The following is a 17,510-nucleotide window of genomic DNA, read 5'->3' on the forward strand; positions in this document are numbered from 1 at the left end:
GATAGCATGGTGCGACTGTTCCATTTCAGCGACGAGCCCGACATCCGGATATTCAGGCCGCGTCCTATCCGCGTCGCGGTAGAAAGACCCGCAGGTAAAGAGTGGCTAAACGATTCTCTCGTATGGGCAACCGACGAGCACCACGAGATGCTGTACATGTTTCCTCGCGAGTGCCCACGCATTCTGGTCTGGCCGACACCCGAGACCACGCCGGACGACAAAGCAGCGTGGTTTGGCAGACGTAGCTGCCGCGCGATTGCCCATATCGAGCGCACATGGTTCGAACGATTGAGGACAGGTCTCGTCCATCGCTACGAAATGCCCTCGTCCACGTTTGAGGAGGTGGGCGAGGTCGGGATGTGGGTTTCTCGCACCGAGGTGAAACCCGAGCGAGTTGAGACGCTACATGATTTGCTCACACAACTTGAGTCTCTAAACATCGAGCTTCGGGTGATGGAAAGACTAACGCCTTTGAAAACGGTGTGGCAGACCTCGCTTCATGCAAGCGGTATCAGGCTCAGGAACGCTCAAGACTGGGGAAAGCCGGCGTAGAACCATTCCAAACCGGGTAGGAAGGTGGCCATCGAGTAAAGCCCTCGACGTCGCACCCAGCTACTCACTTGCCACCGGTGACATCGAGAAACGTGCCCGTGATGAAGGAAGCCTCAGCGCTTGCCAGCCATAAAATCGCCCGCGCAACCTCTTCAGGTTGACCGCCCCGTCCCATTGGGATCGAGTCTCGCACGCGATCCACTCGCCCCGGCTCCCCACCGCTAGCATGCATGTCCGTGTAGATGTGTCCTGGGCGAATGCAGTTAACGCGTATTCCGTCCCGCGCGACTTCCTTCGCGAAGCCGATGGTGAACGTCTCAAGGGCACCCTTCGACGCAGCGTAATCGACATACTCGTTTGGACTACCGAGCCGCGCCGATGCCGACGAGATGTTGATCACGACGCCGCCTCGACCATTATGGCGAGACGACATCCGCTTCACTGCCTGCTGTGCACAGAGGATCGGGCCTATCGAGTTGACCGCGAAGATACGTTGCATCCGCTCGAAGCTGAGATCCTCTAGCCGCGATTGCTGCGCGATGATCGCGGCGTTATTCACCAGCACATCGATCCGGCCAAACTTCTCGTCGATCGCGGCGAATAGCTGAACGATCTGCTCTGGATCCGCGCTGTCTGCGCGCATCGCTAAAGCCCGACGCCCGACCGCTTCCACATCGGCTGCCACCGCAAGTGCAGCCGACTCGTCGGAGACGAAGCTTATCGCTACGTCGTAACCTTGTGCAGCGGCAAGCCGCGCAGTCGCCGCGCCTACGCCACGGCTTCCTCCCGTTATCAGAATCAACGGGGCCTGTGAAACAGAATTCATTTAGCGAACCTCCACGTGATGTTTGCGACAGTGATTCAGGCCGAGCCTGACCAGGCACGCGAAGCAACTGGCCTGGATCAATACGCGCTGAATCTTCCGGTACGTGCCATCCATGCCAGTCCGATAACGGCAACACCGCCAAAGAGCGCAGGCAGCAGAAAGACATTGGGCAGACCCAGCAACGCGACACCGAAGCCACCCGCGATACCTCCCAACGCTGAGGCAAGCGCCGTCGAACTCATGAAAATTGCCGACGCAGTCGCCACCGCGTTAGGCAGCAGGCGTTGAGCAAAGATGATGCCCAGCACCATAAAGATGCCCCACACGCCGCCCATCAGTATCTGTCCAGCGAACATCCCCGCTGCGGACGGCCACAACGCAAAACAAAGATTGGCCAATATCCCCATGGCTGCCGCGATACACATCAACCATACGTTGCCGAACCTGCGGCCAAGCCCGATGCTGAAGGGCATGATGAGCAACTCGATGAACGGCTGTATCCCGATGACCGCGCCACGTACAGCCGGACTTAGCTTGAGCTGCTCTTCCATATAGATCAGCAAGAATCCAAACTTCACCGGTTCGCCTGCGTAGACCAGGACGAACAGTCCTGTGAAGGTCAGCAATGGAAGCATGGCGCGCAGGCTGGAGTGATGCGCAGGTTCACTCGTCGACTCCGGCTTGGGCTTGACGATCGGGTTCAGTGTTCCGAGTGGCACGATCTGTAGCAGCATGCAGATGGCGGTCAACCACAGCATGGGGCGCAGACCATAGACAGCCGCTACCCACGCTCCGAGGACAGGCCCGACGATCCATCCACCGGTAAGCGCCATCCGGATGATGGCCACGACACCTTCATTTGCATCGCCCGGTTTATCGCTGAGTTCATCATGGACAGCCGCAAAAATCTGCGAGGCCGTAGCACCGGCAACGGCCAGCAAAACGACCGCGATGATGAACGCCATCCAGACCGAAGTCGCGAGCGCAAGTCCCGCCCAGCCCAGAAAACCCGCCACCGCGCACATGCGAAAAAGACCAAGACGATTGCCTGTGCGATCGGAGTAGCGCCCGATGAAATACCCCGCAACGGGCGCTGCAAGACTGGTCAGGTAATAGAGTCCCGCCAGCGGTAGCGAGGCGCCAAGTTCCTTTACCAGGAACAGAACGATCTGTGGTGCCGCCGCCGACGTGCCGAGGCCCGACAGAAACATGGCAATCGTTGCGCCGAGAAAAAACCTCGAAGCTGCAACCTGACGCAGTGCAGATCTACGACCAGTTTGGTCAGGCATCGTGAGATGAGTCCCCTGGATAGGTTCTTAAGAATGGGCGCCGGTAACGCTCGGTCCGGCGTGCACGCTGGAGATTATCGCAACGGGTTCTCGATTGCTATGGTCGAGTCGAGGGGGTTGTTCCGGCAATGATGGAACGAAGGTGACGAGGTTTGAAACTGGGAGAAAGCGGACTGCCGGAGTCCGTCACCCTATTCGTGTCGAACGTCCATCAGACTCTTTCCGGTCAACGCTAGGACCGCCGAAGCCTCGGCAAGCGCATCTTTCTCTTCCACACTCAGCGCCTCCGACTTTTCGGACCACGTGGCGACGAGGCGCGCTAGCGCTTCTCGCGTTCGCAATTGAAGCTGGCGCGACGAATCCGCCTCTTCGGCAAGATTGCGAAGGCTGCGCCGTGCGTTGCTCCTCCCGTGTTCCGTGCCATGTTCGATGGCGGAAAGCAGGATCGGAACCAGCGTTCTCCATCGAGGAGCGAGATCGATCATGTCATGGTCGGGTGCCCAAACGGCGTGTCGTGACGTGCGCCGATCTGAAGATCCCTTGATGTTCCTGTTCATTTCAATTGCTCCTTCAACTACTGGCTGCGAGATGCCAGCGCCGCAGGCAAACACCCTTTCCACTACGACTCAAAAGTTTTCCCGTTAGGGCTCACCTTCATGCCATGAGCTAATCGCGTCCACGGGATGTCGGCGGGATCGGCGATCATCGAACCCGGAGATTTGGCAATCAACACCGCTTCGGCTATGCGCTCAAAATCCGCTCTGAAGTGCACCGAGCTTTTGTTGACGATGATTTTTGCCGTCTCCGGATCAATCCCCGCCACCCTGTAGAAGGCCCGATCCAGCATCTGCACTTTCGCGGAGGCGACGACAATCCGCACCCCAGCGATGCTCAGACAGGCCGTGAGTCCGAGTTCAATCGTTGCTCCAGCGAGCATTTCTCCATGGCAGACGCAACGGCCGCCCGAAAGATGCTCAACCCGGAACATGCCCTGAAAACCATCACCTGAATGTGCCCCCAGTTGAAGGGGAATCACAGCACCCACGCCAGCCATGTGCGCAGCGCTAGCCGCATCGGGATCGTAAAAAATACCCAGCACCGCATTTTCGGCGCCCTGCCCGACCAGCGCTTTAAGAATTCCCGTGGTGTTAGAGTCGCCGCCCGCGCCTGGATTATCTTGCGTGTCCGCAATGACGACCGGCTTGTCCGCAACCTGAGCGATCCTGATCGCTTCGGCGACCGCTTCGTCTGCGGACAGAAATTGAACACGCCAGCAGGATTCCTGCGCGACGACACACTCATACAACTCGTCGACAGCCCTGCTGAGCGCATCGAGATCATGCCCATAACCCCAGATAACCGGGCCGCATTCTGGAAAATCGGCAGCGGGGAATCCGGGAGTAAACGACAACGATGCGACATCTCCCACTTCAAGCTCGGCGAGCCGTTCGTACACCGCTTTCGCGGGCTCAAACAGGGTGCTCATTGCATTGATCGGAATCAGGAACGGCACGCGTCGTACTGCAAGATGTAACGACTTGCCTCCCTGCATGACTTCCAGCAGCCGCGCCGTGCGTTTCCCCGTTTCAGCCATGTCGACGTGTGGATACGTGCGGTATGCAACAAGTCCGTTCGCACCATCCAGCATCTGGCCGGTCATGTTGGCATGCAGATCAAGCGAAGCCACGATCGGAATGCTGCGCCCTATCGCCGTTCTTAACCGCGACAGCAGCTCACCCTCGCCGTCATCGATATGCTCAGCCACCATGGCGCCATGAAGATCGAGGTAAATGGCATCGGGCGTATGTTGCCGGGCTGCACTCACAATTTCGTTGGTCAGGCGTTCAAACGTTTCGCGTTCGACAGGCGCAGAGGGAATCGCATTGGCCCAAACGGACGGAACAAAGGTGTGTCCGTTCACTTCCGCTTCCTTCATAAAACCTGCGACAGGCAGGTTCAATGACTTGAACGTCAGGATTTCCGCACCCCGCGACAATGGCGGCCCGCTCCCACCATGAACAAAGTCTTCGTAAGATGCCTGGGTGGACGCAAACGTATTGGATTCATGCCGAAACCCGGCGAGCATAATCCGCATCACGCCTCCCCGCGCTTCGCGACAGGGCGCGTTATCGCCAGAGATACGGCACCGACAATCAACAGTCCCACCATGACGGCCAGGCCGCCCCGGATATCACCTGTTGCGGCTTTCGCCCAACCGATAATCGTCGGGCTAACAAAGCCGCCGAGCAAACCGATCGAATTGACCAGCGCGATCCCGATCGCCGCATCCGGTCCCTTCAGATAGTCAGAGGGTATCGCCCAGAACACACCGTATGCGGCATAAACCAGCGCTGTCGCCAACGTGAGCGACACCAGGGCGATCATGAAGCTATGCATGGCGTATGTCGCCACCGCCAAAGCGAGTGCGCCGGCCACTAACGGTATCGTGCAATGCAAGCGCCGCTCTACCAGGCGGTCTGACCGTCTGGCTAGCACCATCATTGTTGGGATTGCAACCAGATAGGGAATCGCCGAATAAAAGCCTATGCGGACCGTGCTGTTTTCGCCTGCAATCTTCAACAACGTAGGCAACCAGAATGCGACGGTATAAAGCCCACTGATCATGCAGAAGTACGGCAACGCCAACGCATAGATTTTCGGATTCCGCAGTACTCTTAGCACCTCTGCGAACGAAGCGGCCCGCGGCGTGCTGGGTTCCCCGCGTGCAGCATCGAGTTGCCGCCGCTCGTCATCGGATAACCAGCGAGCATGTACCGGGTAGTCGTCGAGATAGAAAAATGCCACCACGCCCAGGATGACAGCAGGCGCTCCTTCAATCAAAAACATCCATTGCCATCCGGCCATTCCGTGAGTTCCGTCTAACGTCGTCATCACCCAACCGGACAGTGGTCCACCCAGGATGGCAGCGATTGGCGTGGCGCTGAGCACGATGGACAATGCCCGAGCCATTTGTGTTCGTGGATACCAGCAGGTCAAATAGAAAATCATGCCTGGCGCAAATCCCGCTTCGAACACACCGAGCAGAAACCGCAATGCATAAAAAGACTGCTCGTTTCGCACGAAGAGCATCGACACCGACGTCAGTCCCCACAGGACCATGATGCGGCTCAGCGTTTTACGCGCGCCGATTCGGGTCAGCAGGAAATTGCTGGGCATTTCGAACAGCACATAGCCCAGGAAAAAGATGCCCGCTCCAAAACCGTAAGCGGCGTCACCCAGGCCGATCGCCCCCGCCATCTGCAATTTTGCGAACCCGATGTTGGTTCGATCGAGGCTTGCAAACGCGTAGCACAAAACCAGAAACGACAGAATTCGCCTGTCGATCCGACCAAACAACTGCGCCTGCTCACCACCCGATGCTGCCGTCATTGTCTTGAACACCGATTTCTCCAGGAAAAAGGAATCTGCCCCACCACGCTGTGCGATCCATTGCGTGCAACCAGCCGCGCTCGCGGATGAACGGACACCCCTCTTCCGGAAACAGTCGGTCACCAATATAGTCGGGGGGAGTGCACCGCGTGCTAGCTATTTTTGTTGCGTGCCAAACCAGAAAAGGCAACGCACCGTAATAAACCAGCAACTTATATGCTAGATGAATCTCATGAGAATGAATGATCGACGCCGCGCCTACTTTATCGAGGTCATGAAACACTCCTCGATACGTGAAGCCGCATATCACCTGAACACTGCCGCATCCGTGGTTACCCGGCAACTTGATCGTCTGGAAGAAGAGATTGGTACCGCGCTGTTCCACCGACGCTCCTACGGCATCATTCCAACTGAAGCGGCCCACCGGTTACTCGACTACTACCGGACCTGTCAGATAGCTGCCGAACGTTTCAACGAAGACCTGCAGGGCGAGTTACACGGCACCGTCCACGTAGCGATGACGGAAGGCTATGTCACGCCGCTAGCCGCAAGGGTGATTCCGGCATTCTCCGCGGCTCATCCCGGCGTGGATCTGCAACTGTTCGTGCTCACGGCCAACAGCGTCATTAGCGAAATACAGGGTGAACGCGCGCATATTGGATTGTCGTACAACCCGCCCGATCTGCCCGACGTGCAGATTTACGCCAGCGCTTCCCGCCCTGTCATGCTGTGCGTGTCTCCGCATCATCCGCTTGCATCGTTCTCCTCGCCCATTTCATTGCGGGACGTGCTGCCGCATCGCTTCGCGATCATGCCCGACCCTTATGGGCTCGGACAGCTTATACAGGCCGTCGCGTTGAGTGAAGGCGTTCGTCTCACGCCTTTTCTGACAACGAATTCTGTTGCCATCACGAAAGGTTTTGTCTTATCCGGCGTAGGTTGCGCCTTTCTTCCTCGCACGGCGATAACGGAGGAAGCCAAATCTGGCAAGCTGGTTGCCTTGCCGTTGGCTAATCCGTTGTTCGAACGGGCGCAAATGAAAATCCTGATCAAGGAGAACCGCCCATTGCCACGAGCCGCGCAAGCGTTTCTGGATTTCATCAAGGAGCGCGCTGGAATATTTGATGACGCTGGTCGCCCAGCTACGTAGCCTTCCGCGATGGACGAAGTGTTAGCGGTCAGGTGGGTCTTAGATCACGACCGGCTGCTCGAGTCGCAACGCGCGCCGCGTGGTATCGAGCCGCACTTGTGCGCCTAGCGGCAGTGTCAAATTCGGATCACAGTGACCGCTAGGCCAACCGGCCAGGACGGGAATGCCGAGTGATTCAAATGTCCTGCGTAACAGCGGATCAAGTACAGCGGGATCGACAGCATCATTCGGCTGATCGCCGAGTTCAGAAAAGCTCCCTACCAGCACACCCTTAAGGGTGGCGAGCTTACCGGCTAGCCGCAGTTGTGTTAGTAACCGGTCGACTCTCGAAGGTGTTTCGCCGACATCTTCGATAAAAAGAATCGCGTCTCGGGTATCCACCTCGTAAGACGTCCCGACCATACTGCAAAGCAAGGCGAGGTTGCCGCCGACCAGTCGCCCGGTTGCGACGCCCGGTGCAAGTACGGTCAGAGTGAAATCTGATGGAGGTTCAATCCATTCTCCTGCTACGACGCCTCCCTGAATCATCGCAAACACATTTGCCTCGGTGGGTGCCCGCTTGTTGATCAACAAGTCGGACGACAGCATGGGTCCGTGGAACGTAACGAAGCCCGAGTGCCGCTGAATGGCCGCGTGCAGCGCAGTGATGTCGCTGTAGCCGATGAAAGGTTTCGGGTTCGCGCGCAACAGATCGTAGTTAATCTTGTCGACCAGTTGTGTTGAGCCGAAGCCGCCCCGCAGGCACCACACCGCGCCGATGTCGGGTGCGGTGAATGCGGCATGCAAATCGTCCCGCCGTGCGTCGTCGGTGCCACCCAGATACTCGAACGGTGCCTCCAGCGAAGCGCGTGTTGCCGGCATGACGCGCGCCGCGAACCCGCGTGAAGTCAGCCAGCGCGCCGCTTCATCGACCTTGTCTGGTGCGGTTGAAGCAGGCGCCACGATAGCCACCCCTCCACCTGGCTTTAACGCCGGCACAGGCGTAATAGCAAACCTAGTAGAAGGCGACCCCGCGCCAGAAGAGAGAGAAGCGCACCCGCTAACGGTTGCGCTTGAGATGGACAGCGCACTCGTGCGAGCCAGGAAGTGTCGTCGGTTCATTTCGGTTTTTTGTTCACGCTCTCAGGAAATCGAACTTCAGAAGGAAGGCACCCGCCGCTACGTGATGCGCAACTGCGCCAGCTCTTCCGATATCAGCTGGCCCAGCGCTGCGATATTGCGTTCGATACGATCGTCAAGCGGCATGCCCATGTTGAGACGAAAGCAATGATTCAAGCTGCCGTCGGTACAAAATAGCTGACCTGGCGCAAACGCGATTCCATTCGGGAGCGTCCTACGCAACAAGGCCACGGAATCGAAGCCGCGCGGCAATTCTACCCATAGCCAATGGCCACCCGAGACCGCATAGCTACGCGCCTCCATCGGAAAGTGCCGTTGCACGGCTGCCCGGTACGATTTGGCATAGCCTGCGAGCGTCTGACGCAAACGACGCAAGTGTGGTTCGAACAATCCGCTGGCCATAAACGCAGCTAACGTGTGCTGAAACAGCGGCGCTGGCTCCGGCATAAAGTCGAGCTGCCTGTGCAGGTTGGTTACTGCAAAACCCATAGACATGCCAGGGCTAATCAAGTCGCTTAGATTCGTGATGTAGTGCACCAGCCCAGCTTGATCAAACGCCTTGAAAGGTAACGGACGGCTCTTGCCAAAATACAGTTCTCCGTTGTGATCGTCCTCGATAAGTGGCACACCATGCTTTGCCAGCAGATCGACGGTGGAACGCTTGGCTTCATCGCTCATCAGTCCGCCGGTCGGATGCGAAAAGTTCGCCGAGAATACGCATGCGGTCACGCGCTCTCTTTTCAATACGAAATCGAGCGTGTCGGTAGACAGGCCGTGCTCCGGATGAGCCGGTATTTCGAGCACTTTCAGTCCCATCGCATCCAGGTCGCGTAACAGCCTCATCGAAGCGGGCGATGCAATGGCGACGGTGTCACCCGGTTGGGTTAGCAGTCGCAGCAGCGCCCGGTGGCTGAATTTCCCACCAGGCGTGATCGTGATGTCTTCGGCACGCCAGTTGCAACCCATCAATCGCCCGCGGCGCGCAAGTTGATCCGCGAGTGGCGATTGGGCGCACATGTCTCCCAATGTAAAGAAGGACGGATTGCGGCGAGCCTGAGCGGTCATGATGCGTTGCAGTGCCACGACCGGATACAACTCCGGATCGATCACAGCAAACAGCATGGGCTGATCCTGCACTTCCAGCCGATCGAGTTCGCGAAGCAAGGCGCGTTGCGCTGGCAACGAAGGCTGCGCGACCACTTCGTGGCTGGACTGTTGCGGCAACCCTGCGATTGCCCGCCGCTCTCTGACATAGAAACCAGAACGCGGGCGCGCCGCGATCAGGCCCGCGTCTTCCAGCAGGTACAGTGCATGCGTGACTGTGGCACTGCTTCCCTTGAAGCGCGAACATAAGGCGCGGATTGACGGCAACTTGTCACCGGGGCGAAATGTCCCCGCGCAGATTTCTTCGTGCAGTTGACTGGCGAGTTCGCCGTAACGCGTTGTTCGATCCCACATCCGCAGTTCACCTGTTTTCGGAACACCGCCACACGGTTTTCGGTGTCGGCTTACATCAACGAATATCGAAGACGGCTTGACGCCGGATCGGTCAATACAACGGCGGGATCTACAGCGTAGCGAACCAGACCGGTAGGGAAGTCGCTGCGCCCGTCACGTAATGGGACTGCGCCTGCGCGAGCGTCGACTCTGATAGCGAAGAAACAACCAGGTCAATTCTAACAGTGCCCCACCCCAGTGGTTGCACTCTGGTGGGCGCCGTAACTGTACTGATCGACCAGGGGATACAGACAGGAAAAAGGATGCGGTGCGACGGTCCAGATTGTGATGCCTGCTGCTATCGCGCGATATCGCCGTTACGCAGAATGTCTAGACCACGAAGTTGACCGAAAACAGGAGAGCGCACCATGAACCCGCGACAACCATGCTTGAACCAGGATCACGCGACATCGGAAGATTCAGTCCAGGAGCGCCTTGATCAGGCCGCTCGATTGCAGCGATTGATACGGCATCTCTGGCATTAATCGTTGCACGCACCTTTACTTTATGCTCTCCAAACTTGAAGAAGCGACGCCGGCGATCCTGCTCGGCGGAAAAATTCGTGCGTTAAGGCAGCGGCTAAAACGCACGCTCGACCACACGGCAACCGCAGCGGGTATTTCGAAACCGTTTCTTTCCCAGGTTGAACGAGGACTCGCTACGCCGTCCATCCGGTCGCTGAACGGGATTGCGAGTGCGCTCGGTGTCGCTGCGCAGTACTTCGTGAACACACCAGGCGAACAGCGCCCGGTGTGTTACGGCGCTCAGCTGAAATTTTTTAAGTTTGCGGAATCGGCGAACCTGTTCGCACAGCTCACGCGTGAATCGGCTTCTCAACAACTCGAGGCTGTTCTCGTCAGATTTCCGCCCGAGCAAGAGCAGCCTACCGACATGTTAACCAGGGCGAGCGAAGAGTTTCTTTACGTCATCTCTGGTGAGGTGTCGCTGACATTGGGGCGTGAGACGTTTGTATTGCAAGCCGGGGACAGCGCGCACTATCCCTCTGCGCTGCCACGTGAGTGGATGAATAGTCAGCGCGTCGAGGCACTTGCGCTTTGGGTCGGTACGCCGCGGTTGTTTTAGAGGCTTTGAGCTGAAGACGTAGCAGCTTCCTTCAAGATCGAACACATCCTCCACCTGTGATCGCGATCGTGATCGGCAAGCTGTTCGATCAGAAAATACACGTCGGCCTCACTACCGTCGTGACGAATCCCCGTGCGCTCAAAGTTAATGTCTGCGACCGTCTCTAGCTGATCCACCAGTCTGGACCGGAGTTCGACGAATTCCCGGACGGCCTGATCTCCATCGCGTAGATCGTAGCGTCGCTCGGCCGGCCAGCCGCTCACATCCATCGGTTCAAGCCGGGGACGTACTTCGGCAAGCACGCGCTCGATTCGCGGCCCATAGAGATCACTCTCGCAATCTCTCACATGCCACAAGTGCTCAATAAGCGGTGAATGGTCGTTCGCAGACACCATCGTGAGCAGATGCCGAGGCATGCCCAGGAAGGCTCGCTCAAGGAAGTCAGGCATCTCACGTAGCTGATTTAGAACGTAAGCTCGTCGGGTTGCAGTCATGCTCTCTATCCGTTCACTGGCTCGCTTGAACTGCGATTGTCAACCAGTCGGGCCACGAAGTCGATGGTCAAGGTCAGAACCGATACCCCACCTTCAAACTCCCCGCCTGCGCAGACGCATGAGTCGTATTGATCAGCGCGTCATAACCGAGCGACACCGTCAACGCTTTAGTCGGCTGCATACTCACACTCACGCCCGTAGTCAGATATCCACGTGGCAAGCTCGTACCCGGCGCCGTAAACAGCGTCCCATCCTGTGACGTCACCGTCACAGAGCGACCCGCATCGAGCACTTCATGCGCGTACCCCAATCGCAGTTGCACATTCACCGGCCGCATCGCATCGCCGAATGCCTTGTCGATCGTCACCTCGGCATAAGGCTGCAAGCTATGCACATTGTCGGTACCGACATCCAGATTCTGCCCGCCGGCCCCGCTCTCACCGAACCCGTTGCCATGGAAATACGCATAACGTAGCCCAATGCGCGGCGTGATGACGAAACTACCCAGCGTCAGCGGCAAGCTCGCCTGTCCACCTGCCGTCAGTTCCTGTCCGGTATGGTCGCCCTCCGCCGTACCCGGCGTGCCGAACGGCCGCTTCTGCGACAGGAAGTCGAGCCCGTAGCCCAACGTCGCCGACACCCCCACCGGACCGAGCCAGCGGCTGCCATACAGCGCCGCGCGCAACGTGTCGATCGCACCTGAATCGCCGGTGTTCTGTTCGTCGATATCGGTGTGGGTGTAGCCCGCAGCGACACCCACGGTGTAGTCACCGAAGCGCTGGTCGAGTCCTGCAAGGAAGCCGTACTGGTTGGCCTGGAAACCGGGCTCGCCGTTCGCACCACCGACATTCGTATGCGTGCCCGTGGCATTGATCCAGCCATCCGACACAGCTGAAGTTGCCGCGGACGCACGACCCATGCGGTCCAGCAGTGCTGCGTTCATCGCCTGGGCATCGAGCGAAGCGATCGATCCCACCGCGGTGTAGATGCTGGTATCGGTCGGTGCGACGACGACCGGATTCGTCGAGCCACCAGTCCCGGTATTGCCCGGACCGGTCGCATTCGCGAGCACGAGCTGGACATTGTTCGCACCGTAGGTCACAGACTGTTGCAGTGTGCCGAGATTCGCCCCCGTCGCCATCGTGCTGGTCGTACTGGCAAAGCGTCCATTGACTCCGTTCGCAGCCGAGACGATGGTGTACTGAGTCGCGCTATAGGTACCCGGATCGTAGGTGAGCGCCAGCACACCGTTAAGCGTAGCTGTGCCGCCAACCTTCAGTAGCGAGGCAGCGGTAGGACTCACTTCGATGGAAAGCGTCGAGTTATTCGCCTGGCTGTAGTTGCCACCGATCGTCAGCGTACCGATCGTGCCACCAGGCACAATCGTGCCGCCATTGCTGATCACATCGCCGCCGACAGTGCCGTGGCCGCGCAGCGTGCCATTCGCATTCACCGTAACGTTACCGCCTAGCACCGCTCCCGGCGTGTTGATATCGCCGACTTCGAGTGTGCCGGCATCGATTGCAGTCGTACCACTGAAGGACGTGCTCGCCCCATCGAAAACCATCGTGCCCGTGCCTTGCTTCACGATGCCGCCGCTACCGTTGAATGCACCGTTGAAGGTGCCGTTTCCATTAGTCAGCGTCAGGGTTTGTTTGCCCACCGCAACCGCGCCGTTGCCCGCCAGATTCGCAATTGATGCGCCACTCGTCGTGCCGGAAATATCGAACACGCTGTTATCGACCACGCCGCTCGCACTGCTGATGCTGCCACTGCCAGTCAAGGCCAGCGTACCGGCATCGATCGTCGTGGCGCCGGTGTAGGAGTTGGTGCCGCTCAAGGTCAGGGTGGCGTTGCCATCTTTGGTCAGGGCCCCGCTACCCGATATCGCGCCGCCAAGCGTCAGAGCCTGGCTGCCCAGCACATCGAGCGCGCTACCCGCAGCGAGGCTCACATTGTTTGCGAGCGCGGTAGCGACGCTCGCATCCAGCGAGGCCGCGCCGCCGACAGTCAGCACACCGGTACCCAATGCCGAGTTGTTACCCACCACCAGACCTCCCGCGTTGAGCGCCACGCCACCACTGAACGTACTCTCGCCGTTCAAGGTCAGCGTGGCGTTGCCATCTTTGGTCAGAGCTCCACCGCCCGATATCTGGCCGTTAAGCGTCAGCGCATGGCTGCCCAGTACATCGAGCGCGCTACCCGAAGCGAGGTTCATATTGTTCGCGAGCGCGATAGCGACGCTCGCATCCAGCGAGGCCGCGCCGCCGACACTCAGCGCACCGGTACCCAATGCCCCACCGTTACCCACCACCAGAGCTCCCGCGTTGAGCGCCGTGCCACCACTGAACGTACTCGCACCGTTCAAGGTGAGCGTGGCGTTGCCATCTTTGGTCAGGGCTCCGGCGCCCGACAGCGTGCCGTTGAACGTCAGCGCCTGGCTGCCCAGTACATCGAGCGCGCTACCCGCAGCGAGGCTCACATTGTTTGCGAGCGCGGTAGCGACGCTCGCATCCAGCGAGGCCGCGCCGCCGACACTCAGCGCACCGGTACCCAATGCCGAGTTGTTACCCACCACCAGACCGCCCGCATTGAGCGCCACGCCACCACTGAACGTATTCGCGCCGCTCAATGTCTGCACGCCGCTACCGACCTTTACGAGCCCACCGGTACCGTCAATGTCACCGCCAAAACTCGTGTTCCCCACACCACCGAGCGTCAGCGCATTGCCGCCAAGATTAACGCTCCCGCTCGTACCCGCCAGCGAACCAATGGCCTGGTTGCCGGCCGCGGAGATATCGAAGACACCTGTACCGCTCAACGCCACCGCGCCCGTGGCCGACAGGCTCCCGCCTGCGCCGAGCGCCAGCGTCCCGGCTGTGATGGAGGTGCCGCCGGTGAAGGTGTTGGCGTGGGTCAGCGTCAGTGTCGCTGCACCGCTCTTGATCAGGCTGCCCGCACCATCGATCTCACCGTTAAACGTCATCGCATTGGAGCCGAGGACGTTTAGCGTCACGCCATTGGCAAGTGTGACGTTGTTGCCAATGTGCATTGCCCCATTGTCATCCAGCGTCGCGTCGCCTGTGACACTGAGCGCGCCGGTGCCAAGCGCGCTATTGTTGCCGAGCACGAGTCCGCCGGCTGCGAGCGTCACGCCACCTGAAAACGTGCTTGCACCGCTGAGCGTCTGGATACCCGCCCCGCTCTTGATCAAACCGCCACTGTCCGAGATAATGCCGCTATAGCTCGCATTGCTCAGGTCATTCAGCGTTAACGTGTTGGTGCCGAGCGACACGCGGCTGTTGGCAACGCCATTCAAGGCACCGATCGACTGATTGCCGCCAGCGGAAATATCAAAGCGTCCTGGACCAGCAAGATTGACGGTGCCGCTTGCATAGAGGCTGCCGCCCGCGCCGATCGCCAGCGTGCCGGCATCGATGGTGGTGCCCCCGGTGAAGACGCTGTTGCCGGTCAACGTTTCAGTACCCGTACCCTGCTTGGTCAAGCTGCCGGTACCGGCAATCGATCCGCTAAACACACCGTCACTCGCACTTCCCACCACCAGTTTGTCGGCACCGAGATTGACTTCGCCGGAGCCGATCAACGTACCGACTGTCTGCGTGCCGCTGCCCGCGGAAAGATCGAGCGTCGTTCCGGATGCCAGATCGACAGTACCGGTACTCGTCAGGCTCGCTCCGGCGCCTAACGCCAGCGTGCCGGAGTTGACGAACGTGCCGCCTGTGTAAGTGTTGTTGCCATTGAGCGTCAACGTCGCCGAGCCGTCCTTGACGAGGCTCCCTGTGCCCGACAGCACACCGTTGAGTGTCAACGCATTAGTGCCTTCAACCGTGAGCCCCGCATTGAGAACAATGTTGTTATCGAGCGTGATCGCGTTGCTGGAATCGAGTGTCGCATTGCCACCTACCGTCAACGCACCCGTGCCAAGCGCGTTGTCGTTACCGACGATCAGTCCTCCGGCATTGAGTACCACCCCGCCGCTAAACGTATTGGTCCCGGACAGCGTTTGCACGCCCGCGCCATCCTTGATCAGACCGCCCGCACCGCTGATCACCCCCCCGAAGCTGCTATCGCCCACGCCGCCCAAGGTCAGGTTATTGCCGCCAAGATTGACCGCGCCGGATGTGCCGGCGAGCGATCCGATGGTCTGATTGCCGCCCCCGGAGATATCCAGTGTGCCGGTTCCTGCCAGCGTCACCGCGCCCGTCGCCGACAGGCTACCGCCTGCACCAATGGCCAACGTACCCGAGAGGATGTTCGTGCCGCCGGTATAAGTGTTTGCGCCCGTCACGGTAAGCGTCGACGTGCCGTTCATGGTGAGACTGCCGGCGCCGGAAATCGTACCGCCTAGCGTGAGCGCGTTACCGCCCTGCACAGTGAGCCCAGCCGCCGTACCCAGCGCTACGTCGTTGGCCAGAGTGATGTTCGCGCTGGTGGCAAGCGTAGCTGCGCCATTTACGTTCAGCGCGCCCGCTCCCAACGCGGAGTTGTTACCCAGCACCAGACCGCCCGCGTTCAGCACAACACCTCCGCTGAAAGTGTTGGCTCCATTAATGGTTTGCGTACCGGGGCCGTTCTTGATCAGCTCACCGGTTCCGCCGATCGTGCCGGCAAACGTGGAATTCGCAACGCCGCCCAAGGCCAGGTTATTGCCGCCAAGATTGACCCCGCCGGATGCGCCAGCAAGCGATCCGATGGTCTGATTGCCGCCCCCGGAGATATCCAGTATGCCGGTTCCTCCCAGGGTTACCGCGCTGTCTACCTCAAAACTGCCACCGCTGCCCAGCACCAACGTACCTGCGCTAATGTCGACGCCGCCGGTAAACGTATTGGCATTGTTGAGAGTCACGGTAGCCGCACCGTTCTTGACCAAACTCCCGGCGCCCGAAATCACGCCGCTGAGCGTGAAGGGATTGGAACCCTCGAGCGCAAGACCTCCCGTGTTCAACACTATGGCGTTGGTTAGCGTCAGGCCCGCCACGCTGGACGCAAGGGCTCCGCCGTTGGCATTCAAGGAACCGCTGCCGAACACCCCCCCATCGTTGATATTAACCAGCCCACCATTGAGCGTCGCGCCTGCGCTAAGCAGCGCACCCTGCAGGTTCCACGTCCCGCTATTGACAATGAGATTCGGGAAATCCAGGTAGGAGGCGGAGCTGATCGTGGTAACGGGTCCGCTCGTGCCGGAGCCTGTGCCGGTCGCCGAGTTCTGCAGAATCAGCGTGTTGCCGCTGCCGATACCGCCGTCGACTTTGCCCGCAGCCGCAAACTGGACCGTATTGCCATTGGCGTTCATCGTGCCGGCGGTAGCAACCCCGGCATCGTTGACGCTCGATCCCGATACCGCAATAAACGTATTCCCCGTGGCAGCGTCGCCAAGATAAACACTGCCGTTGATCGTGCCGGCGTTGACGAACGTGTTACTTGCACCGTGTGCGGTGGGTGTCGCAAACCCGATACGCCCGGTGATTGTGCCGGAGTTGGTGAAATTTACCTGACCACCGCCGTAACTCAGGATGGCGGGTGCATCGGCGGTGGTGAACGTGCCGACGCCGAAGATCGACGTACCGATGCTGCCGCTGTTCTGGATCGTCGTTACACCGCCGCTGCCGTTTTGCAACACCAATGCCTGTCCGCCAAAACCCATCAGCGACGCAATATTGACGAGGCCTTTGATAGTGCCGCCGCTCAGGTTGTTGACGTTGATCGTATTGGCCGTGCTGTTGCCGAGCACCGCGCCACTGGCGGCAAGACTCAAGCCGCCATTGATGGTGGGATCGATCGACCCCTGGTTGTTCAAGGTGATGCCATTGCCGTTCAGGGTCAGCGACGCACCGCCGATGATCGGCGCAACGCTCAGTACCGCGCCGCTCTGCACATTGGCGGTCACACTGTTGATGGAACTGGAGAAGCTATTGGTATTGGAACCGGTAGCGCAGGTAATCGTCGTGCCGGCTGTGGTGCACGCCGCGTACGCAACGTCACTCACCCATGACAACGCCATGGTCGGCGCAAAGGTAAGTAATACGTTTTTAGCGAGACGATTCAGTCGAAAATGCCGAACCCGCCGTTGATGTACAACGCCTCTGATC

12 protein-coding genes are annotated in these 17,510 nt (G+C 59.2%); 3 read left to right on the top strand and 9 right to left on the bottom strand.

The genetic code is table 11. From position 1 onward, the window contains the following. The first annotated feature begins 6 nt into the window (after positions 1–6). The gene (locus tag BWP39_RS26485; protein ID WP_207557117.1) at positions 7–552 is read left to right on the top strand and encodes a DUF6886 family protein; all 546 of its coding nucleotides are present in this window, start codon (positions 7–9) and stop codon (positions 550–552) included. Positions 553–616: 64 nt separating this feature from the next. Here the strand turns inward: BWP39_RS26485 and BWP39_RS26490 are convergent, their stop codons facing one another. The 5 genes from BWP39_RS26490 to BWP39_RS26510 all read right to left on the bottom strand — a co-directional run bounded on the left by BWP39_RS26490 (position 617) and on the right by BWP39_RS26510 (position 6,057). Further along, on the bottom strand, positions 617–1,378 hold the full coding sequence (locus BWP39_RS26490; protein ID WP_096725205.1) for a glucose 1-dehydrogenase: 762 nt from the start codon (positions 1,376–1,378) through the stop codon (positions 617–619). A 77-nt stretch (positions 1,379–1,455) separates the two neighbouring features. Further along, on the bottom strand, positions 1,456–2,589 hold the full coding sequence (locus BWP39_RS26495; protein ID WP_207557118.1) for an MFS transporter: 1,134 nt from the start codon (positions 2,587–2,589) through the stop codon (positions 1,456–1,458). 269 nt (positions 2,590–2,858) lie between these two features. Next, positions 2,859–3,224 (bottom strand): hypothetical protein, encoded by a 366-nt coding sequence (locus tag BWP39_RS26500; protein ID WP_096725207.1) that lies wholly within the window; start codon positions 3,222–3,224, stop codon positions 2,859–2,861. Between the two features lie 62 nt (positions 3,225–3,286). Continuing rightward, a complete protein-coding gene (locus BWP39_RS26505) occupies positions 3,287–4,762 on the bottom strand; it encodes a M81 family metallopeptidase (protein WP_096725208.1) in 1,476 nt (491 codons plus the stop codon). Further along, complete coding sequence (locus BWP39_RS26510; RefSeq protein ID WP_096725209.1) at positions 4,762–6,057, bottom strand: MFS transporter; 1,296 nt, start codon at positions 6,055–6,057, stop codon at positions 4,762–4,764. The genes BWP39_RS26505 and BWP39_RS26510 overlap by 1 nt, the downstream gene beginning before the upstream one ends. Positions 6,058–6,289: 232 nt before the next feature. On the opposite strand from BWP39_RS26510, the gene BWP39_RS26515 reads away from it, so the two are divergent. Then, the gene (locus BWP39_RS26515; protein WP_170043905.1) at positions 6,290–7,207 is read left to right on the top strand and encodes a LysR family transcriptional regulator; all 918 of its coding nucleotides are present in this window, start codon (positions 6,290–6,292) and stop codon (positions 7,205–7,207) included. Positions 7,208–7,246: 39 nt separating this feature from the next. Here the strand turns inward: BWP39_RS26515 and BWP39_RS26520 are convergent, their stop codons facing one another. Beyond that, positions 7,247–8,185, bottom strand: coding sequence for a S66 peptidase family protein (locus tag BWP39_RS26520; RefSeq protein ID WP_096725211.1), 939 nt, complete (start codon positions 8,183–8,185; stop codon positions 7,247–7,249). A gap of 180 nt (positions 8,186–8,365) precedes the next feature. Further along, on the bottom strand, positions 8,366–9,784 hold the full coding sequence (locus BWP39_RS26525; RefSeq protein WP_096725212.1) for an aminotransferase-like domain-containing protein: 1,419 nt from the start codon (positions 9,782–9,784) through the stop codon (positions 8,366–8,368). Between the two features lie 546 nt (positions 9,785–10,330). On the opposite strand from BWP39_RS26525, the gene BWP39_RS26530 reads away from it, so the two are divergent. Next, a complete protein-coding gene (locus BWP39_RS26530; protein ID WP_096725213.1) occupies positions 10,331–10,906 on the top strand; it encodes a helix-turn-helix domain-containing protein in 576 nt (191 codons plus the stop codon). Here the strand turns inward: BWP39_RS26530 and BWP39_RS26535 are convergent. Both BWP39_RS26535 and BWP39_RS26540 read right to left on the bottom strand, forming a co-directional pair. After that, the gene (locus BWP39_RS26535; protein WP_096725214.1) at positions 10,903–11,400 is read right to left on the bottom strand and encodes a DinB family protein; all 498 of its coding nucleotides are present in this window, start codon (positions 11,398–11,400) and stop codon (positions 10,903–10,905) included. The two genes, BWP39_RS26530 and BWP39_RS26535, sit on opposite strands and share 4 nt — an antisense overlap. A 73-nt stretch (positions 11,401–11,473) precedes the next feature. Next, on the bottom strand, positions 11,474–17,407 hold the full coding sequence (locus tag BWP39_RS26540; protein WP_170043906.1) for an autotransporter-associated beta strand repeat-containing protein: 5,934 nt from the start codon (positions 17,405–17,407) through the stop codon (positions 11,474–11,476). Positions 17,408–17,510 lie beyond the last annotated feature (103 nt).

It is taken from the genome of Paraburkholderia acidicola, assembly GCF_002362315.1.
Taxonomy (GTDB): Bacteria; Pseudomonadota; Gammaproteobacteria; order Burkholderiales; family Burkholderiaceae; genus Paraburkholderia; species Paraburkholderia acidicola.